Genomic DNA, 19859 nt, shown 5'->3' with positions numbered 1-19859 from the left:
TCACAGGAAAAGACCGATGACACGCTCTCCCATTTCCCCCATTTCCCCCGTTCGCCGCACGTTGTTGCTAACCGCCGCTTCGGTTCCCCTTGCCGCCGCCTGTACTTCGTTGGCTGGCGGAACATCCGGCCACGCTGCGGCGCAAGACCGCCTGGCCGCGCTCGAATCCGCCGCTGGCGGGCGCCTCGGCGTGGCCGCGCTGAACACCGCCAGCGGCGCGCAGCTCAGCCACCGCGCCAATGAGCGCTTTGCGCTCTGCAGTACATTCAAGGTACTCGCCGTATCCGCCATCCTTCGCCGCAGCGCAACGGAAGGCGGCATGCTGCAACGGCGCATCGCCTACACGAAGGCCGAGCTCGTCGCCTATTCCCCGATCACCGAGAAGCATGCCGGCGCCGGCCTGACAGTAGCCGAACTCTGCGCGGCCGCCCTGCAATACAGCGACAACACGGCAGCCAACCTGCTGATGCAGCTGCTCGGCGGCCCCGCCGCAGTGACCGCGTTTGCCCGCGCGATCGGCGACGACACGTTCCGGCTCGACCGCTGGGAGACCGAGCTCAACACCGCGATACCGGGCGACCCCCGCGATACGTCGACCCCCGCGGCCATGGCAGCGAGCCTGCAACGGCTCACGCTGGGCGATGCGCTGGGCGGTGCAGAGCGCGAAAGGCTGGTGGCATGGATGCGCGGCAATACCACCGGCGCCACGCGCATCCGCGCCGGGGTGCCGGCAGACTGGCTGGTGGCGGACAAGACGGGCTCCGGCGACTACGGTACGGCCAACGACATCGGTGTGGCATGGCCGCCCGGAAAACCGCCCATCGTGCTGGCCATCTATTTCACGCAACCCGGCAAGGACGCCGTCTATCGCAACGACGTGCTGGCATCCGCCGCGCGGATCGCGGCCGAGGCGCTAAGCTAGGACTGGCTCGCGGCCGCGAAGGTCAGGCCGAATTTGCCGAGGTACGTGGCCAGCCGCTGCGCATGGCGTCTGCGATATGCGGACTCGCCCCGAATGCTGGCCAGGATACATCTGGTGATTGCCGGTTCAATTCCGGTGCGCTGCGCACGGAACGGCGCGTGAATCCAGCCGATCCTTGTCGCGGCGATGCCGCATTGTTCTACGATTCAAGACGAGTTGATGGGCGAAAGCCCGTGGAACTGCATCACTACGGCTGAGGCGTTTGCGGGTTCGAATCCCGCCGCAAGGCAAAGAGAGAAGACGGCATGAGCAAGGAGAACTACGACGTATTCCAGTCCGGCACCGGCCGCCCGGTCAAGATGTGGACCCGTGGCGTGCCCGTCGATGACGGCGCCCGCGCACAACTCGCCAACACCGCCCAGATGCCGTTCATCTTCAAGCATCTGGCCGTGATGCCGGACGTGCACCTGGGCATGGGTTCCACCATCGGCTCGGTGATCCCGACACGTGGCGCCGTCATCCCGGCGGCGGTAGGCGTGGATATCGGCTGCGGCATGATCGCCGTCAAGACCACGCTGAGCGCCAGCGACCTGCCTGACAGCCTGGGTTCGCTGCGCAGCGCCATCGAGAAAGCGGTGCCGCATGGCCGCTCCAACAACCGCAGCGGGCGCGACAAGGGCGCCTGGGGCGATGTGCCGGATGCGGTGGATGCGAGCTGGGCCGCGTTGGCTGGAGGCTTCGAGCGCATCACGCGGAAGTACCCGAAGCTGGAGCGCACCAACAACCGCAACCACCTGGGCACACTGGGTACCGGTAACCACTTTATCGAGGTCTGCCTGGATGAGAGCCAGTCGGTCTGGTTCATGCTGCACTCGGGCTCGCGCGGGGTGGGTAATGCCATCGGCAACACCTTTATCGAGCTGGCGCAAGCGGATATGCGCCGGCACTTCATCAACCTGCCCGACCGCGACCTGGCTTACCTGGTGGAAGGCAGCGCGCACTATGAAGACTATGTGTTCGCGGTGGAGTGGGCGCAGCAGTACGCACGCCGCAACCGCGAGACGATGATGGCCAACGTGCTGGACGCCGCGCGCGCCGTGATCGGCAAGCCCTTTGCCACGGCGATGGAGGCGGTGAACTGCCACCATAACTACGTGCAGAAAGAGCGCCACTTCGGCGAAGACGTGCTGGTCACCCGCAAGGGCGCGGTCAGCGCCAAGGCCGGCGAGCTTGGCATCATCCCGGGTTCGATGGGCGCGCGCTCCTACATCGTGCGCGGCAAGGGCAATGCGGAATCGTTCTGCTCCTGCAGCCACGGTGCGGGGCGCACCATGAGCCGCAGCGAAGCCAAGCGCCGGTTTTCGGTGGACGACCAGCGGCGCGCCACGCAAGGCGTGGAATGCCGCAAGGACGCAGAGGTGATCGATGAGATCCCGATGGCCTACAAGGATATCGACGCGGTGATGGCGGCGCAGTCCGACTTGGTCGAGGTGGTCCACACGCTCAAGCAGGTGGTGTGCGTAAAGGGCTGAGAGGGCTGCGCCGCAATCCGCCAGTGGCCCCCGCGCAACCGTGTGCGCTCAACGCGGCGCCGTGCCCCGCATCTGTCCGGGCGGCAACAGGTTCCACTCGGGAATGGCGACGAATCCGCCCGTGCGGGAGACAACGAAGCGCTCGCCATCGACGTGGTCTACCATGCCCGGCGGCAGGCTATGCGGTTCGTGCCAGGCGTGGGCGTCGATGACGTGGACCACGTTGCCGTTGATGCGCTCGGGCGTCAGGGAAAAGTCGAGCGTGCGGTCGTCGTCGGTCCAGAAGGGGATGTAGGAGCCCGTACCCTGCGGCACGGCATTTTTCCACAGGGCATCGAGATTGAAGGCCACTTCGTGGGCCAGGATGTCGCCCTGGTCAAAGTCCCTGCTGATCTTGTGGCAGCTTCAAATTTTATCGAGAGAATTGAGTGTTGCAGTGGCACCTCCGGGGTTTGCCATCGATTCAGATCTGATTTATACAACAAGACCACATGAAAATGAAGATATTATTCATCGCTTCGCTGGGAATTTTATCGCTAATTCAAACATCACTATCCTTAGCGGATAATGTCAATGGGAGAAATCTCTATTTACAGAGATGTGCCATGTGCCACGGAATGGATCTCAAGGGAACAGGACCATTGGCTAATAAGAGCAATCCTCTTACGCCTGATCTTACAAAATCCGCTTTCAAAAAACGACTAAATGATTATCCGGGCGTTATTGTGTCATCGATAATACTTCGTCCAAATGGAGACTTGATTCCAAAAACTTTGCAAGAGAATGGTGTAAAGCTATCGCCGTACTCTTGGAGGATTAAGGATCTGCGCGATTTAAATCAATACATGAGTGGTGTGATTTCAAAAAATCGATGATTTTGAGATGAGAGGTGGGCACAGAAATCTAAGAGCCATTTCAGGGTTGGTTACAAACAAATTCTCCAGCACATCGGCCGCAAGGACGGCGCCAAGAACGCCACCGTTGGGGGCAAGACGCTGTCGCTGTTTGCCGATGACGCCGATTTGCAGGCCTGGCGCTACGGGGCCATGCTCACCGATCTGTTGAAACGGATTCTTAAAACCCCGGACGCGTCTCTCGTGACCTGGCCCTCACCGCCCGAACTGCCCCAGCACCGATGCCACCGTACTCAACCCGCCCTCGATCAGCCGCGCCATGAAGGTGCTCATCTGCGGCATGATCAGCATCATCATCAGGATGCCGCCGCCCAGCGTGACCGGAAAGCCGACCGCGAAAATCGACAATTGGGGGGATGCGCGGTTCAGGATGCCCATGGCGAGGTTAAGGGTGAGCAGCGCGGCGATCAGCGGCAGGGCCAGCAGCATCCCGGAGGAGAACACTGTGCCGCCGGCGGCGGCCGCGGCGGCCACCGGCGCCGGTGAGGGGCTGGGCCGCGATGGGCAGGCTGGCGAAGCTGTCGGCGATGGTGGCCAGCAGCATCAGGTGGCCGTCCATGGCCAGGAACATCAGCATGGCGACCACATTGAGAAAGCGCGCCAGCACCATGGTCTGGCCACCGGAGGAGCGATCGTAGAAGGACGCGAACGACAGGCCCATCTGCAGGCCGATGGTTTCGCCGGCGAATTGCACGGCGGAGAACACCAGCCGCATGCTAAAACCCATCGCCAGTCCGATGCCTACCTCGTTGAGGATGATCAGGAAGCCTTCCAGCGAGTACACCGGCACCAGCGGCAGGTGGTCGATGGTGGGCGAGATGATCACCGCGATCAGCGCTGACAGGGCAACCTTGGCGCGCCTGGGGATAGTGGACTCGCCGAACAGCGGGGCGGTGCCGATCAGGGCCAGCAGGCGGAACAAGGGCCAGAGGAAGGCGGCGATCCAGGCGTAGAGCTGGGCGGAGGTGACGGAGAGCACGGCGGCGGATGCGGCGTTAGATGTTGCTGAGCGCAGCCAGGTGCGACGCCAGGCCCGGGCTCAATGCACCAGGGCGGGAATGCCCTGGAACACTTCGCGCATGTAGTCGACGAAGGTGTTGATCATCCACGGGCCGGCCAGCACCATGGTGGCGAAGAGCGCCAGCAGCTTGGGGATGAAGGACAGCGTCATTTCATTGATCTGCGTGGCGGCCTGGAACAGGCTCACCACCAGGCCGGCCACCAGTGCCACCAGCAGCAGCGGCGCGGCCAGCATCAGGGTCATTTTCATCGCCTGGGTGGCGAAGCTCATTACGGTTTCCGGCGTCATGGCGAAGGCCTCGGGTGGGGCAAGCGCCCCGTGATCAGTTCAGGAAGCTCTGCGCCAGCGAGCCCAGCAGCAATTGCCACCCGTCCGCCAGCACGAACAACATCAGCTTGAATGGCAGCGAGATGGTAGCCGGCGGCACCATCATCATGCCCATCGCCATCAGCACGCTGGCTACCACCAGGTCGATGATCAGGAAGGGGATAAAGACAGTGAAGCCGATCTGGAACGCGGTCTTGAGCTCGCTGGTGACAAAGGCAGGCACCAGGATGCGCATCTGCACGTCTTCGGGGCCTTGCATCTCGGGGACCTTGGCCATCTGTGCAAACAGCGCCAGGTCCTTCTCGCGTGTCTGCTTGAGCATGAAGGCCTTGAGCGGCGCGGCGGCCTTGGCGGCGGCGTCTTCCAGGCTGAGCTTGTTTTCGGACAGCGGCTTGTAGGCGTCGGTGTAGATGCGGTCGAACACCGGCGACATGACAAAGAAGGTGAGGAACAGCGACAGCCCCACCAGTACCTGGTTAGGCGGGGAACTGGCCGTGCCCAGCGCGTTGCGCAGCAGCCCCAGCACGATGATGATGCGGGTGAAGCCCGTCATCATCAGCATGGCCGCGGGCAGGAACGACAGCGAGGTGAGCAGGACCAGCGTCTGCACCGACAGCGACCAGGTCTGGCTGCCGCCCGGGCCGGCCTTGCTGGTCAAGCCGGGCAATGCCTGCGCCTGGGCCATGGCCGGCAACAGCACCAGCGCAAGGCAGGCGCTCACCAGCAACGCCGCGAGCGCAAGCCGGGAGGGCTGGCTGGCGTATTCGCGCACGGACTGGAGATGGCGTTGCAGGTGGTGTTGAAACGTGCGCCGGGAGGCGTCGGGCAGAAAATTCATGACTTCAGGTTGTCTTGCATGGCGCGCAGCAGCTTTTGTCCAAAGCTGCCGGCCGAACCCGGGGTCGCCGTGCTGCCGGAGGGTTGGTCCGGCTTGTGCGCGGCTTGCGCGGGCAAAGTGTGGAGCGTGCGAATCTCGCCGGCGCTCACGCCCAGCACCAGACAGGTGTCGCCCACTTCCACCATCACCAGGCGCTGGCGGGGCCCGAGCATGGTGCTGCCGACCACCTTCATCTGGCCGCCCTGGCCGTGCCGGACCAGGCCGGCGCGGCGCGCCAGCCAGGCCAGCAACAGGATCAGGGCGATGACGGCGAACAGGCCAAGACCGGCTTGCGCCAGTCCCGTTGCGCTGCTGACCGGGACATGGCCGCCAGCCGCGGCGTTGCTGCTGGTGCTGCTGGTGTTGCCGATGTTACCGGTGCCGGCGGCACTGGCCTGCGCATACGCGCTTGCCGCATGCGCCAGGGCCACGCCGGCGGCAAGCGCGGCGGTGGCAGTCCGGCGCAGGCTGGGTTTCATCGGTTGAGCTTCCGGATGCGTTCGGACGGCGTGATGATGTCGGTCAGGCGGATGCCGAACTTGTCGTTCACCACGACGACTTCGCCCTGGGCGATCAGGTAGCCGTTGACCAGCACATCCATTGGCTCGCCGGCCAGGCCGTCGAGCTCCACCACCGAGCCCTGGGCCAGTTGCAGCAGCGTCTTGATCGGCACCTTGGTGCGACCAAGCTCTACCGTGAGCTGGACCGGGATATCGAGAATCATCTCGATGTCGTTGTGGAAGCCGCTCGGCGTGTCCTTCTCAAGCGGCTGGAAGACCTTGGAGGCGGCCGGTGTGGCCGTGGCTGGCGTGGCGGCGACAGCCTGGGCAGGCGCGGCGGCAGCGGCGATATCTTCGGCGCTGGTCTGCTCCGCCAGGGCGCTGGCCCAGTCGTCCATCGGGTCGGCCGGCTTGTCGTCTTTGCCGTCAGTCATGGTCGGTTTCCTTGTTGGAATCGCTTTCTTGGTGATTGATCATCCGTTCTACCCGCAACGCATACTGGCCGTTCATGGTGCCGAAGCCGCATTGCATCACGGGCACGCCATCGACCTTGCCGAAAATCTGCTCGGGCAGGTCGATGGGGAGTACGTCGCCGGCGCGCAGCGCCAGCACTTCGGCCACGGTGCTCTGCACGTGGGCAAACTCGGCCACCAGATCCACCTCTGCCGCGCGAATCTGCTGCGACAGCTGGGAGATCCAGCGCTTGTCTACTTCAACCTCATCCTGCAGCGGGTTCATCAGCAGGTCGCGCACCGGCTCGATCATCGAGTACGGGAAGCAGACGTGCAGCTGGCCACCCACCGCGCCAAGCTCGATATGGAAGGCGGTCGTCACCACCACCTCGCTAAGCATGGCGATGTTGGCAAACTTGGTGTGCATTTCCGAGCGGATATATTCCAGCTCGATCGGATGCACGGCATTCCAGGCCTGGCCGTAGCTATTGAGCGCAAGGTCCAGCAGGCGCCGGATGATGCGCTGCTCGGTCTGGGTAAAGTCGCGGCCTTCCACGCGGGTGTGAAAGCGCCCGTCGCCACCGAACAGGTTGTCGACCACCAGGAACACCAGGTTGGGGTCGAACACGAACAGTGACGTGCCGCGGAACGGCTTCATGTGCACCAGGTTCAGGTTGGTCGGCACCGGCAGGTTGCGCACGAAGTCGCCATACTTCTCGATGCGGATCGACCCGACGGAGATGTCGGCGCCGCGGCGGATGAAGTTGAACAGCTGGGTGCGCATCTGGCGCGCAAAGCGCTCGTTGATGATCTCGAGCGTGTGCAGCCGTCCGCGGACGATGCGCTCTTGCGTGGCCAGGTTGTACGGGCGCACGCCATCCTCGGAGACCGGCGCGGCGACCTCGGGCGTATCGGTCTCGCCTGACACGCCTTTCAGTAATTCGTCTACCTCGTCCTGCGAGAGGAACTTGTCGTAGGCCATCTAGTGTCCTGCCCCGTGAGTGCCGTGATGAGTGAAAACGACCATGCGCCGATCAGCGCGCGCGCTGGCGTTGGTGCGCGCGCTGTGAGACGGGCAAGGCAAACAAGTTCGCATTCATATCGGATTTGCTGGTGGGGCAGGGCAAGTGCCTACTGCACCACGAAGGATGTAAATAGGACGTCCAGGATCTGCTGTTTGGGCAGGCTGGGCGCGAACGGCTGGCTGATGGCACTCTGGATTTCCTGGGCCAGCTTGCGCTTGCCTTCCACCGTGGCCAGATCGGGCGGTTGCTTGGCCGACAGCAGCAGCAAGATGCGGCTGCGGACTTCCGGCAGGTATTCGGTGATGCGCGCCTGGTCCTTCGCGTCCGCCACCTTGAGCGACAAACCGGTGTGCAGGAAGCGGTCGCCGTCATCGCTCTTCAGATTGACGGTAAATGCTTCCAGCGGCACAAAAATCGGCGGCGGTACAACCGGTGCCGCAGGCGCGGCCGGTTGGCGGTTGCTCAGGATGTTGCCCAGAAAAAAGCCCCCGGCACCCAGCGCCGCGACGAGCACGACGCCGAGTACCAGCAGCAGTCGCCCGCGCTTGCTCGTGTTGCCGTCAGCCTGGGAAGAAGTGAGCGTATTCGCCATGAGATGCCTGTATCGGAATGCCTTGCCATTCTTGAGGGAATGACCGGCAAGCAAAGGGCCGAAAAAAAGGGTGAAACCCGCTCAGCTTGGCCCTTTGAGCCGAACAGGTCTTGTCATCCGAATTGCGCGGATGGTCTTACAGGGGTTAACGAATGACGGGCACGGAACTTGAGAGGGATGTTTGACGAAAACCCGCATGGCAGGCCGGATGGCGGGCAATGGCAGCGCAATCCGCAGGGGAATCCGGTTGCCCGGGAATGGCGGCGGCATCTCGATGCGCGGTTGCTTCAGCGCGAGAACGGGCGTGGAAGCACCGGCGCTGGTTGCGATGCCGGATGGCTAAGTCATTGATTTTTCGATGGAATGTGTGCCTTCAGGCTGGGCGGGCGCATGGCGCCAGGCACGTGCAGGCTTACGTTATCGTCCTGGGGACAGAACAAGGAGGGTCAATGTGCCGTGTGCTAGCACGCGTCCGTCGCCGGCCATGCCCCGTGCTTGCGAAGCAATGATCTGGCGCCCTTGGCTGGCCACTTTTGCCTCCGCCTGGACGCGGCCGGTGTTGGTTTTGATTGGCCGGGAGACGTTTCCCTTGGTTTCGATCGTGGTGTAGGCAGCGCCCGGCGGCAGCAGGGAGTGGGCGGCGCACTCCGTGAGAATTCATATGCAGATACATTGAATGTATGTGCATATACTAGGGGCATGGATACACAAAGACAAGCGCCAAGAACATTGCGCGCGGACGCCGCGCAAGTGCTCACGTCGGATCTTGGCTGGCTCTCGCGCATGTTGGCTCGGCGTTTTACCGCTGAGCTGGACCTGGCATTGGCACCTGCCGGGCTGTCCAATACCCAGTTCGGGCTGATGTGCCTGATCGCGTCGGCACCGGACGACACGCTGGGCGCGCTGGCGCTGCGCGCTGGCCTGAACCAGTCCACCATGTCGCGCAACGTGGATCAGCTTGCCGGCGCAGGCCTGGTCGAAGTCGTGACCGCCGAGAGCGACCGGCGGCGGCGCGCGGTCTGGCTGACCGAGACCGGGGCGCTGTGCCTGGAGCGGGCCTTTGCGCTCTGGCTGCCGGCGAACCAGGCGCTGTCGGCAAGGCTCGGGCCGGAACTGCTCGGCTTGCTGGGTGACGGGGCAGGCAATGCGCCGGGCTCAGCCCAGGTCGCCGCCGCCCACGGGCAGGACGGTGCCGGTGATGTATGAGGCCTCATCTGACGCCAGGAACAGAATCGCGCGCACCTGTTCATCGATGGTGCCATAGCGGTGCATCAGGCTGGATGCCATGGTCTGCTCGACGATGCCCTGGTACCAGGCGGCTTCCTGCGGGGTCGGCTCCGCCGGGTTGCGGGGCACTTTGCGCGGCGGCGCTTCGGTACCCCCGGTGGCGATCGCATTGACGCGGATGCCATCCTGCGCGTGCTCGAAGGCGAGGCTGGCGGTCAGGGCGTTGACGCCGCCCTTGGCGGCCGCGTAGGGCACGCGGTAGATGCTGCGCGTGGCGATCGACGAGACATTGACGATCACGCCTTGCTTGCGCCCGATCATGCCGGGCAGCACGGCGCGGCAGCACCACAGGGTGGGAAACAGGGAGCGGCGGATCTCGGCTTCGATCTGCGCTTCCTCGTATTCCTGGTAGGGCTTGGCCCAGATGGTGCCGCCCACGTTATTGATGAGCACATCGATGCGGCCATGGGTTCCCAGCGCCGCGCTGGTCATCAGGCGGGCGCCGGCATAGGTTTCCAGGTCGGCCTCCACCGCCAGCGCCTGGCCGCCGTTGGCGAGGATTTGCGCGGCGACCTCGTGCACCAGCGCCGAACGGTCGACCAGCACCAGGCTGGCACCCTCGGACGCGGCGGCGAGCGCCACGCCGCGTCCAATCCCCTGCGCCGCGCCGGTTACCACGGCGATTTTTCCGCTAAAGCGCGCGTTTGTGTTCATGGCATGTCCGTGATTCGTGATTCGTGATCCGTGAAAAGGCTGGTCAGGCAGCGTTGCTGGCCGAGAATTTTTCATAGTGGAAGCTGGCCGGCGTCACCCCGGCCTCCTGCAGCCAGCCGCGCACCGCATCCACCATGGCAACAGGGCCGCACAGGTAGATGTCGACATCGCCGCCGTTGAGCCAGTCCTGCTCCACGTGCTGCGTGACATAGCCCTTGCGGGTTTCGCTGCCGACCGGATCGAGCACGCAGGTGCGGTACTCGAAGCCGGCGAGCTTGTCCTTTGCCTCGTCGAGTTGCGCCAGTGCCACCAGGTCGATCTCGTGCGTCACGCCGTACACCAGGCGGATCGGGTGCTGGCTGCCGCTCGCGGCCAGCACGTCCAGCATGGACAGGAAGGGCGCGATGCCCGTGCCGCCTGCCAGGAACAGCACCGGGCGGCTGACCTCGCGCAGGTAGAAGCTGCCATAGGGGCCGGCGAAGGTCCTTGGCTTGGCGGGTGTGCGTCTTTGCTCAGGAACTCGCTCATGCGGCCGTTGGGCACGTTGCGCACCACGAACGAGGTACGGGCGGCGCCGGGGGCGGAGCAAAACGAGTACGAACGGGTCAGGCCGGTACCCGGGATTTCCACGTTGACATACTGGCCGGGCAGGAAGGCCGGCGCCGCGGTCCCGCCGAGCTCGATCGAGAACGCGATGGTGGAGTCAGACAGCATGTCCACCGCCGCCAGCTTGCCCTGGTAGCTGGCCACGCCGGTCTTGCAGGCGGCCGACGAGGCCGGCACCTTGATCACGCAATCGGAGCGCGGGCGGGTCTGGCAGGCCAGCACGTAGCCCTTGGCAGCTTCCTCGGACGTGAGGGCATCCTCGATATAGCTCGACGCAGGCAGGTCGTACTCGCCGGATTCGCACAGGCCGCGGCAGGTGCCGCAGGCGCCGTCGCGGCAGTCCAGCGGGATATTGATCTGCTGCCGATAGGCGGCGTCGGACAGGGTTTCGTTGGCGGCGCAGGTGATGAAGCGGGTAACGCCGTCTTCAAACTGCAGGGCGATGTTGTATTCCATGGCGTGGTTCCTCCGGCGCGTCCGCTCAGATGTGATAGATGTCGATGACCTGGTTGATGTAGTCGTTCTTCAGCACGACGTACTTGTCCAGGATCTGCGCTTGCTCGCTGGCAAAGTCGATGACGTAGCGCGACATGCCGAAGTAGCTGTAGTTGGTCTTGTAGCGATGGCTCAGCGTGTGCCAGTTGAAGCGCACCGTGCAGACGCTGCCTTCCTGGCGCTCCAGTTCGACGTTGCTGATGTTGTGGCTGGTGCGCGTGTCCGGCATGGTGGCGCTGGAGCGCTCGGTCTTGATGCGGAACACGCGGTCTTCCAGGCCTTGGCGGTCCGGGTAGTAGATCAGCGAGATCTCGCGCCGCGGATCGGTCACCAGCGTGTCGTCATCGTCCCAGGACGGCATCCAGAACGTGGCATCCGGGTGATAGCAGGCCAGCCATTCATCCCATTGCTCGTCGTCAAGCAGGCGGCTTTCCCGGTAGAGGAAGGCCTGGATCCTGGCAAGGCTGATCGTGGCGGTCGTGCTCATGCTTCGCTCCCTGGCTCGCTGGCTTCGGCACCAGTGGCCTTCTTCATCACGTCCAGCCAGTAGCGGTGCTGCACCGTGTACAGGCCTTCGTCCTCGGTCTTGACGCCGCTCATCAACGGCTTGAGGCCAATCTGCTGCGCGGCCTCGTCGGCGCCTTCCACCCAGTGCGTGGCGCCGCGGCACATGTCGTTCCATGCCAGCGCGCTGCCGGCGTAGCCTTGCTGGCAGGCGCGGAATTCTTCCAGGTCATCGGGCGTGGCCATGCCGCTGACGTTGAAGAAATCCTCGTACTGGCGGATGCGGCGCTCGCGCGCGTCGTCGGCTTCACCCTTGGGCGCGATGCAGTAGATGGTGACTTCGGTCTTGCCAACCGACAGCGGGCGCAGCACGCGGATCTGCGAGCCGAACTGGTCCATCAGGTAGACGTTGGGGTACAGGCACAGGTTGCGCGAGTTCTGGATCATCCAGTCCGCGGTCTCGGCGCCGCAGCGCTCGGCGAACTCTTCGCGGCGGCTGAAGTTCGGCCGGTCTTCCGGGTTGGCCCAGCGCGACCACAACAGCATGTGGCCGTGATCAAACGCGTAGAAGCCACCGCCTTGCCGGCCCCAGTTGCCCGCATCCATGGCCCGGATCTTGTCCTCGCGGGCGTTTTCCTGCTTGCGGTGGCTGGTGGTGGCGGCGTAGTTCCAGTGCACCGCGGAGACGTGGTAGCCATCGGCGCCGTTCTCGGTTTGCAGCTTCCAGTTGCCTTCGAAGGTATAGGTGGACGCGCCACGCAGCACTTCCAGGCCGTCGGCGGACTGGTCCACGATCATGTCGATGATCTTGGCCGCTTCACCCAGGAAATCCTTGAGCGGCGCCACATCCGCGTTCAGGCTGCCGAACAGGAAGCCTCGGTAGTTCTCGAAACGCGCCACCTTCTTCAGGTCGTGCGAGGCTTCCTTGTTGAAGCAATCGGGGTAGCCGGCGCCTTCCGGGTCCTTGACCTTGAGCAGCTTGCCGCTGTTGTTGAAGGTCCAGCCATGGAACGGGCAGGTGTAGGTTGCCTTGTTGCCGCGCTTGTGGCGGCACAGCATGGCGCCACGATGGCTGCAGGCGTTGATCAGCGCGTTGAGTTCGCCCTGGCGGTTGCGTGCGATCACGATCGGCTGGCGGCCGATGTAGGTGGTGTAGTAATCGTTGTTGTTGGCGATCTGGCTTTCGTGCGCCAGGTAGATCCAGTTGCCCTCGAAGATGTGCTTCATCTCGAGTTCGAACAGGGCCTCGTCGGTGAACGCGCTGCGATGCAGGCGGTAGTCGCCGGTTTCGCGGTTTTCCACCAGGTAGTCGTCCAGGCGCTTCAGGGCCGGGCTGTGGTCCGGGTAAATGGGGATCATGAGGTGTCTCCTGCATCCGTGGCGGATGCGCCGGGCCGTGAGGGGTCCTCGGCGGCCCTGATATTGCTGCGACGTTGCTGATGCTGTGCGGGCACCTGAGGTGCCTAAGGCGCCAAGGCTTACGCGGCGGCGCGCGTGCGCTCCACTTCCGGCGCCGGCGCTGCCGCGCAATTGGCGTACAGGCGGAAATCGAAATCGATGGAGGCGAACGGCTTGTCCAGGCCGTGCTCGGCCAGTGCCCGCGGGGACTCGATGTGCCTGACCGCCGGCACCAGGCCTTCGCGGCTGGCAAAGGCAAAGTCGTCCCACAGGTATTTGTCGCCGTCGATGTTGATCTGGGTAGTCAGCTTGCGATGGCCGGGCGCGGACACGAAGAAGTGGATGTGCGCGGGGCGGCGGCCATGGCGGCCCAGCAAGTCCAGCAGGCGCTGCGTGGTGCCTTGCGGCGGGCAGCCGTAGCCCATCGGCACGTTGCTGCGGAACTGGTAGCGGCCCTCGCCATCGGTCACGATGGTGCGGCGCAGGTTGAAGTCAGACTGCGTCTTGTCGAAGAACGAGTAGTTGCCGAGCAGGTTGGCATGCCAGACCTCCACCGAGGCGCCGGGCAGCGGCTTGCCGTTGGTGTCGAACACCGTGCCCTGCATGAACAGGACTTCGCCCTGGCCGTCTTCGCTGCCGTCATCCAGCCGCGCGAAGCCTTCGCTCGCGGGCGCGCCGGCCACGTACAGCGGGCCTTCGATGGTGCGCGGCGTGCCGCCGGCGAGGCCGGCCTTTGCCTCGGCTTCATCCGCGCGGATGTCCAGGAAGCGCTCCAGGCCCAGTCCTGCGGCCAGCAGGCCAAGTTCCGGGCCGGCCTCGGCGAAGTATTCGATGCCCTTCCAGACTTCGCTGGCGCTCAGGTCCAGGTCTTCGATGGCCTTGAAGAGATCGGTGGTCAGGCGGACCACCACGCTTTGCACGCGCGCATCGGCGTTGCCGCCGGCGGTGTCGAGGATGAACGCTTTCACCAGCGCTTCGATTTCCGGGTGCGTCATTTGTCTGCTCCTTGTCTCTGGTTTTCTAGGTGGGGTCCGGCTTTGCCGTGGCATTCCGCCAGGGCAGCGTGATTCGAACTAGAATGCCGTAAAGGTATAAAAAGTCGTTGTCACAGCCTGATGCGAAGGATAGGAGTGCCAAAATCGGCGGTCCAACACTGTTTTAGTATTGGCTGAATACTTAAAAGGTATAGTCGTGGACTTGCGTCACTTACGTTACTTCGTCGCCGTCGCGGAGGAGCTCAACTTCACTCGCGCGGCCGAACGGCTGCATATCGCCCAGCCGCCGCTAAGCCGGCAGATCCAGCAACTGGAAGAGGGCCTGGGGGTGCAACTTTTCGAGCGCAACGCGCGCCCGCTCAAGCTGACCGAGGCCGGGCGTTTTTTCTACGCGCACGCCCAGCAGCTGCTGGCGCAAGCCGCGGAACTGGAGTCGATGACACGGCGAGTGGGGCAGATCGAGCGGAAGATGTCGCTCGGCTTTGTCGGATCGACCCTGTACGGCATGCTGCCCAAGATCATCCGGCGCTTTCGCACCGAGTCGTGCTGCGCGAGGAGCGGATGATCGTGGCACTGCCGGTCGGGCACCCGCTCTCGCTGGCCAAGCCCGTGCTGGCCCTGCACGACCTGCTGGGGGAGACCCTGATCATCTTTCCCAAGGCGCCCCGGCCCAGCTATGCCGACCAGGTGCTGGCGGCGTTTCACGACCGGGCCCTGCAGCCAGGGCGCATCCATGAGGCACGCGAGCTGCAGATCGCGCTGGGGCTGGTGGCGGCCGGGGAGGGGATCTCGATCGTGCCGAGCAGCGTGCACGGCCTCAAGCGGGACGACATCAGCTACCGGGAGCTGGACGATCCCAACCTGGTCTCTCCCATCATCATGAGCATGCGCAGGCTCGACGAGACCGAGGAGATCGGCGCCATGCTGGACATGATCTACCGGCTGTATGAGGAGGAAAAGCTGGTTTTCCTGCCGCCGAGCCAGGAGTGATCGTCGGCGACCTGCTGGCGCCGGGAGAACTCTTCTATGCGGCCTGGCCTTGATTTGATTGGGTTTTCTGTTTCCAACTCTTATATAAGATATAAGACGTTTGACCCAAGGGTGCTCTTTATTTTACAATCGCGGCACAACCGGTTTTTGCAACCCTATTACTCCGCAGGTTCCCATGCTTGAAAACTATCGCGCCCATGTAGCCGAACGCGCCGCGCTCGGCATTCCCCCTCTGCCGCTGACCGCCAAGCAGACTGCGGAGTTGATCGAATTGCTGAAGTCCCCGCCGGCTGGCGAGGAGCAAGTCCTGCTGGACCTGATCACGCACCGCGTGCCGGCTGGCGTGGACGATGCCGCCAAGGTCAAGGCCTCGTACCTGGCCGCCGTGGCGCTGGGCAAGGAAGCCTGCCTGCTGATCAGCCGTGCCAAGGCAGCCGAGTTGCTGGGCACCATGCTGGGCGGCTACAACATCTCCCCCCTGATCGAACTGCTGGACGACGCCGAGATCGGCCCCGTCGCCGCTGAAGCGCTCAAGAAGACGCTGCTGATGTTCGACGCCTTCCACGACGTCAAGGAAAAGGCCGACAAGGGCAACGCCATCGCCAAGTCGGTACTGCAAAGTTGGGCCGACGCGGAATGGTTCACCAGCCGTCCGGAAGTGCCGCAAAGCCTGACCGTGACCGTGCTGAAGGTCACCGGCGAAACCAACACCGACGATCTGTCGCCGGCGCCGGACGCTACCACCCGCCCTGACATCCCGCTGCACGCGCTGGCCATGCTGAAGAACGCGCGCCCCGGCATCACCCCGGAAGAAGACGGCAAGCGCGGCCCGGTCAAGTTCATCGAATCGCTGAAGGAAAAGGGCAACCTGGTCGCCTACGTGGGCGACGTGGTTGGTACCGGTTCCTCGCGCAAGTCCGCCACCAACTCGGTGCTGTGGTTCACCGGCGAAGACATCCCGTTCGTGCCGAACAAGCGCTTCGGCGGCGTGTGCCTGGGCAGCAAGATTGCCCCGATCTTCTACAACACCATGGAAGACGCCGGCGCACTGCCGATCGAGCTGGACGTGTCGCAGATGGAAATGGGCGACGTGATCGAGCTGCGCCCGTACGACGGCAAGGCCCTGAAGAACGGCCAGGTCATCGCTGAGTTCACCGTCAAGTCCGACGTGCTGTTCGACGAAGTGCGCGCCGGCGGCCGTATCCCCCTGATCGTCGGCCGTGGCCTGACCGCCAAGGCCCGCGAGGCGCTCGGCCTGGCCCCGTCCACGCTGTTCCGCCTGCCGCACAACCCGGCCGACACCGGCCGCGGCTTCACCCTGGCCCAGAAGATGGTCGGCCGCGCCTGCGGCCTGGAAGAAGGCAAGGGCATCCGCCCGGGCACGTACTGCGAACCGAAGATGACCTCGGTGGGCTCGCAGGACACCACTGGCCCGATGACCCGCGACGAGCTGAAGGACCTGGCTTGCCTGGGCTTCTCGGCGGACCTGGTGATGCAGTCGTTCTGCCACACCGCCGCGTATCCGAAGCCGGTCGACGTCAAGACCCACCACACGCTGCCCCAGTTCATCAGCACCCGTGGCGGCATCTCGCTGCGCCCAGGCGACGGCGTGATCCACTCGTGGCTGAACCGCATGCTGCTGCCCGACACCGTCGGCACCGGCGGCGACTCGCACACCCGCTTCCCGATCGGCATCAGCTTCCCGGCAGGTTCGGGCCTGGTGGCCTTTGCCGCTGCCACCGGCGTGATGCCGCTGGACATGCCGGAATCCGTGCTGGTGCGCTTCAAGGGCAAGATGCAGCCCGGCGTCACCCTGCGCGACCTGGTCAACGCGATTCCGCTGTACGCCATCAAGTCGGGCTTGCTGACCGTGGCCAAGCAAGGCAAGAAGAACATCTTCTCGGGCCGCGTCCTGGAAATCGAAGGCCTGCCCGACCTGAAGGTCGAGCAAGCGTTCGAACTCTCCGACGCATCCGCCGAGCGTTCGGCCGCCGGTTGCTCGGTGCGCCTGAACAAGGAACCGATCATCGAGTACATCAACAGCAACATCACGCTGCTGAAGTGGATGATCGCCGAAGGCTACCAAGACCCGCGCAGCTTGTCGCGCCGTATCCAGGCCATGGAAGCCTGGCTGGCCGATCCGAAGCTGCTGGAGCCGGATGCCGACGCTGAATACGCTGCCGTGATCGAGATCGACCTGGCCGACGTGCATGAGCCCATCGTGGCCTGCCCGAACGACCCGGACGACGTCAAGACCCTGTCGGAAGTGGCTGGCGCCAAGATCGACGAAGTCTTCATCGGTTCGTGCATGACCAACATCGGCCACTTCCGCGCAGCCTCCAAGCTGCTCGAAGGCAAGCGCGACATCCCCGTCAAGCTGTGGGTTGCCCCGCCGACCAAGATGGACGCGAAGCAGCTGACCGAAGAAGGCCACTACGGCGTGTTCGGCACGGCTGGTGCCCGCACCGAAATGCCGGGCTGCTCGCTGTGCATGGGTAACCAGGCACAGGTGCGCGAAGGCGCGACGGTGATGTCGACCAGCACGCGTAACTTCCCGAACCGTCTGGGCAAGAACACCAATGTGTACCTGGGTTCGGCCGAGCTGGCGGCGATCTGCTCGCGTCTGGGCCGTATCCCGACCAAGGAAGAGTACATGTCGGATATGGGTGTGCTGGCTACCAATGGCGACCAGATCTACAAGTACTTGAACTTCGACAAGATTGAAGACTTCAAGGGTGTGGCGGATACGGTGACGGTTTAAGCCGTCCTGGTTTTCTAGCCGTACGTTTGAAAGGCCCCCTTTGCGGGGCCTTTCTTTATGGTTTATCGGCGATGGTTATTGGACCCGAGAGCGTATGACATGCCTCGTGCTGGGGTGGTCGCTATTTGTTTGAGCGGTGATGGCGTCTTGGACCCAAGAGCGTACGACATTCCCCTGCTGGGGTGGTCGCTTGTTTCTTTGTACGGCGGCAGGGTCGGCTTTCTTCTCGTTAGTCTTCTTTGCCGACGCAAAGAAGAGTGACCGGCAGCCCCCGCAGGGGGATGTCGTACGCACTTGGGTCCAAGACGCCATCGCCGATCAAACAAATAGCGACCACCCCGCAGGGGGGATGTCGTACGCCCTTGGGTCCAAGACGCCATCGCCGATCAAAGCAACAAGCAACCACCCCCGCAGGGGGATGTCGTACGCTCTTGGGTTCAACGGTCAACACCGCCCACAAAAAAAACAAAAGATCCCAAATCCCAAATCCACATCGCATAATCCCCAATCGCTGCCAGCCGGCACCAAGCCACTAGCGCCGCACCAGCCCCAACAATCGCACATAGCGCGAATATAAAACCTCACCCAGTTCTCCCCTCCACATCATGGCCCGCCTCAATCTCGAATTCCCCGAAGACCAGTACTGCTACTCCACCCACCTGACGGTACGCGTGACCGATATCAACTCGGCCAACCACCTCGGCAACGACTCGATGATCTCGATGATTTCCGAGGCGCGGGCGCGCTTTCTCTTCGACCTGCATGCGGGAGACGCGGAGGACGGCGAGACCGACAAGGTGGGCATCATCGTGACCGACCTGGCCACCACCTACCGCACCGAAGCCCATGCTCGCGACCAGTTGCTGTTCGAGGTGGGCGTGATGGACTTCAATCGCTATGGCGGGGATATCACCTTCCGCATCACGCGCCCGGCAGACCTGGCGCTGGTGGCCATGGCCAAGTCCGGTTTCGTGTTTTTCAGCTACGAGCGCAAGCAGGTGGTGCCGATGCCGGAGGCGTTCGCGCGCAAGTTTCCCAAGGTCAACTGGGTCGACCGTGGGACGACCAAGGCAGACTAAGGCCGGCCAGGGCTGGAAGGCTGCAGCCCGTGGTTACCGCTCGAAGTTACAGTCCGTAGTAAGGCCGGTTGGATTCGATGCGCGTGCTCTCCGTGGGTGGGAAGCGCACCTCATCGAGCAGTCTCTTCAAGGCAGCCCTGCCTTGATCCAGCGCGCCGATGTAGTACGCGCTGACCGTGAGTTCGTCGAGCGCGCGCCAGGCATAGACCGCGGTATCGACAAACAGGGTATCGGCCGGGCAGGGCATGGACGCGGCTTGCTGGGCGTAGAGATGCGCCTGCGCGAACTCGCCGCGTAGCCGGTGGTAGCGCGCCAGCTCGCACAGTGGCTCGGCGCGCGCCGGGCGCGCCTGGTAGGCCGCGAGGTAGGCGTCGCGCACGGCGCCGGGGGCGTAGGCCGGATTTGCCGCACCAGCCGCACCAGCCGCACCAGCCGCACCGAGGCGCTCGGTCAGCACGGCGACCTGGAACAGGTCCTTTCGCAGGGCGCGTTCCAGCACGTCGATGTCGCGCAGGTAGGTCTGCGGATCCCGGGCGCGGGCGCCGTCGCGCGAGACCACGATGGCGGGGCCGGCCAGGTGCTGCCAGGCGTGCGGCGGGTCCTGCGTCAGGTATTCGTGCAGCACGCCTTCCCAGCGCCAGGGCTGGCGGACCCTTACCAGGGCGTTGCGCTGGTAATGCCAGCCGCCCAGCTCGCACTGGAAACGGTAGCCATCGTCGGCCAGCCCGGGCCAGCGGAAACCCTCCGGCATGCGCAGGGTTTCGTCGGCATCGATGAACAGCACGTAGTCATCGGCACGGGCATGGCCCTCGCTACACGCGCGGGCCAGCGCCAGCGCTTCGTTGCGGTTGTGCGCGAAATCGATCCAGGGGCGCTCATGCAACGTGCCAGGCAGCTTCCCCATCACCTCGCGCACCAGCGCCTGGGT

18 protein-coding genes and 3 pseudogenes are annotated in these 19859 nt (G+C 64.0%); 7 read left to right on the top strand and 14 right to left on the bottom strand.

Features of this window, described 5'->3' with window-relative positions; translation table 11 throughout:
* The first annotated feature begins 16 nt into the window (after window positions 1-16).
* Complete coding sequence (bla, locus tag OR16_RS05380; RefSeq protein ID WP_063709568.1) at window positions 17-922, top strand: class A beta-lactamase; 906 nt, start codon at window positions 17-19, stop codon at window positions 920-922.
* A 305-nt stretch (window positions 923-1227) separates the two neighbouring features.
* Window positions 1228-2454 (top strand): RtcB family protein, encoded by a 1227-nt coding sequence (locus OR16_RS05375; RefSeq protein WP_006156947.1) that lies wholly within the window; start codon window positions 1228-1230, stop codon window positions 2452-2454.
* A gap of 48 nt (window positions 2455-2502) precedes the next feature.
* On the opposite strand, the gene OR16_RS05370 is transcribed toward OR16_RS05375, so the two are convergent.
* A complete protein-coding gene (locus OR16_RS05370; RefSeq protein WP_141639846.1) occupies window positions 2503-2769 on the bottom strand; it encodes a hypothetical protein in 267 nt (88 codons plus the stop codon).
* A gap of 182 nt (window positions 2770-2951) precedes the next feature.
* On the opposite strand from OR16_RS05370, the gene OR16_RS40930 reads away from it, so the two are divergent.
* Complete coding sequence (locus tag OR16_RS40930; protein ID WP_202801072.1) at window positions 2952-3329, top strand: c-type cytochrome; 378 nt, start codon at window positions 2952-2954, stop codon at window positions 3327-3329.
* 234 nt (window positions 3330-3563) lie between these two features.
* Here OR16_RS40930 and fliR read toward each other — a convergent pair.
* The 7 genes and pseudogenes from fliR to fliL all read right to left on the bottom strand — a co-directional run bounded on the left by fliR (window position 3564) and on the right by fliL (window position 8162).
* A pseudogene (gene fliR, locus OR16_RS05365) lies at window positions 3564-4347 on the bottom strand (flagellar biosynthetic protein FliR).
* A 60-nt stretch (window positions 4348-4407) separates the two neighbouring features.
* Window positions 4408-4677 carry a flagellar biosynthesis protein FliQ gene (fliQ, locus tag OR16_RS05360; RefSeq protein ID WP_006156943.1) on the bottom strand — a complete coding sequence of 90 codons (270 nt, stop codon included), beginning with the start codon at window positions 4675-4677 and terminating at the stop codon, window positions 4408-4410.
* A 34-nt stretch (window positions 4678-4711) separates the two neighbouring features.
* Window positions 4712-5401: a flagellar type III secretion system pore protein FliP gene (gene fliP, locus OR16_RS05355; protein WP_192816406.1), complete on the bottom strand. Its 690-nt coding sequence runs from the start codon at window positions 5399-5401 to the stop codon at window positions 4712-4714.
* Window positions 5402-5550: 149 nt separating this feature from the next.
* Window positions 5551-6072, bottom strand: coding sequence for a flagellar biosynthetic protein FliO (gene fliO / locus OR16_RS05350; protein WP_006156940.1), 522 nt, complete (start codon window positions 6070-6072; stop codon window positions 5551-5553).
* Window positions 6069-6527, bottom strand: a complete 459-nt coding sequence (gene fliN / locus OR16_RS05345) for a flagellar motor switch protein FliN (protein WP_006156939.1) — start codon at window positions 6525-6527, stop codon at window positions 6069-6071. Before fliN ends, fliO begins: the two co-directional genes overlap by 4 nt.
* The gene (gene fliM, locus OR16_RS05340) at window positions 6520-7527 is read right to left on the bottom strand and encodes a flagellar motor switch protein FliM (protein ID WP_006156937.1); all 1008 of its coding nucleotides are present in this window, start codon (window positions 7525-7527) and stop codon (window positions 6520-6522) included. The genes fliN and fliM overlap by 8 nt, the downstream gene beginning before the upstream one ends.
* 149 nt (window positions 7528-7676) lie before the next feature.
* Complete coding sequence (fliL, locus tag OR16_RS05335) at window positions 7677-8162, bottom strand: flagellar basal body-associated protein FliL (RefSeq protein WP_006156935.1); 486 nt, start codon at window positions 8160-8162, stop codon at window positions 7677-7679.
* 699 nt (window positions 8163-8861) lie between these two features.
* Here fliL and OR16_RS05330 point away from each other — a divergent pair.
* Window positions 8862-9368: a MarR family winged helix-turn-helix transcriptional regulator gene (locus OR16_RS05330; protein ID WP_081488684.1), complete on the top strand. Its 507-nt coding sequence runs from the start codon at window positions 8862-8864 to the stop codon at window positions 9366-9368.
* Here the strand turns inward: OR16_RS05330 and OR16_RS05325 are convergent.
* From OR16_RS05325 to catA, 5 genes and pseudogenes are all read right to left on the bottom strand, one after another.
* Window positions 9318-10103: a 1,6-dihydroxycyclohexa-2,4-diene-1-carboxylate dehydrogenase gene (locus tag OR16_RS05325; protein ID WP_006156933.1), complete on the bottom strand. Its 786-nt coding sequence runs from the start codon at window positions 10101-10103 to the stop codon at window positions 9318-9320. The two genes, OR16_RS05330 and OR16_RS05325, sit on opposite strands and share 51 nt — an antisense overlap.
* 43 nt (window positions 10104-10146) lie before the next feature.
* Window positions 10147-11165: pseudogene (gene benC, locus OR16_RS05320) on the bottom strand (benzoate 1,2-dioxygenase electron transfer component BenC).
* Window positions 11166-11190: 25 nt separating this feature from the next.
* Complete coding sequence (gene benB / locus OR16_RS05315) at window positions 11191-11691, bottom strand: benzoate 1,2-dioxygenase small subunit (protein WP_006156932.1); 501 nt, start codon at window positions 11689-11691, stop codon at window positions 11191-11193.
* Window positions 11688-13067 carry a benzoate 1,2-dioxygenase large subunit gene (gene benA, locus OR16_RS05310; RefSeq protein ID WP_006156931.1) on the bottom strand — a complete coding sequence of 460 codons (1380 nt, stop codon included), beginning with the start codon at window positions 13065-13067 and terminating at the stop codon, window positions 11688-11690. The genes benB and benA overlap by 4 nt, the downstream gene beginning before the upstream one ends.
* Before the next feature lie 119 nt (window positions 13068-13186).
* The gene (gene catA, locus OR16_RS05305) at window positions 13187-14101 is read right to left on the bottom strand and encodes a catechol 1,2-dioxygenase (protein ID WP_006156930.1); all 915 of its coding nucleotides are present in this window, start codon (window positions 14099-14101) and stop codon (window positions 13187-13189) included.
* 196 nt (window positions 14102-14297) lie between these two features.
* Between catA and OR16_RS05300 the strand changes: the two are divergent.
* From OR16_RS05300 to OR16_RS05290, 3 genes and pseudogenes are all read left to right on the top strand, one after another.
* Window positions 14298-15091 (top strand): annotated as a pseudogene (locus OR16_RS05300) (LysR family transcriptional regulator).
* A 175-nt stretch (window positions 15092-15266) separates the two neighbouring features.
* A complete protein-coding gene (gene acnB, locus OR16_RS05295; RefSeq protein ID WP_006156927.1) occupies window positions 15267-17852 on the top strand; it encodes a bifunctional aconitate hydratase 2/2-methylisocitrate dehydratase in 2586 nt (861 codons plus the stop codon).
* Between the two features lie 605 nt (window positions 17853-18457).
* Window positions 18458-18931 (top strand): thioesterase family protein, encoded by a 474-nt coding sequence (locus tag OR16_RS05290; RefSeq protein ID WP_006156926.1) that lies wholly within the window; start codon window positions 18458-18460, stop codon window positions 18929-18931.
* 46 nt (window positions 18932-18977) lie between these two features.
* Here OR16_RS05290 and OR16_RS05285 read toward each other — a convergent pair.
* A partial coding sequence (locus tag OR16_RS05285) for a hypothetical protein (protein WP_006156925.1) occupies window positions 18978-19859 on the bottom strand: 882 nt, incomplete at its 5' end.

Origin of the sequence: Cupriavidus basilensis OR16 (genome assembly GCF_000243095.1) — a bacterium.
Classification (GTDB): Bacteria; Pseudomonadota; Gammaproteobacteria; order Burkholderiales; family Burkholderiaceae; genus Cupriavidus; species Cupriavidus basilensis_D.
The sequence above is the reverse complement of the archived record's forward strand: the minus strand, read 5'-3'. Positions and strand labels throughout refer to the sequence as shown.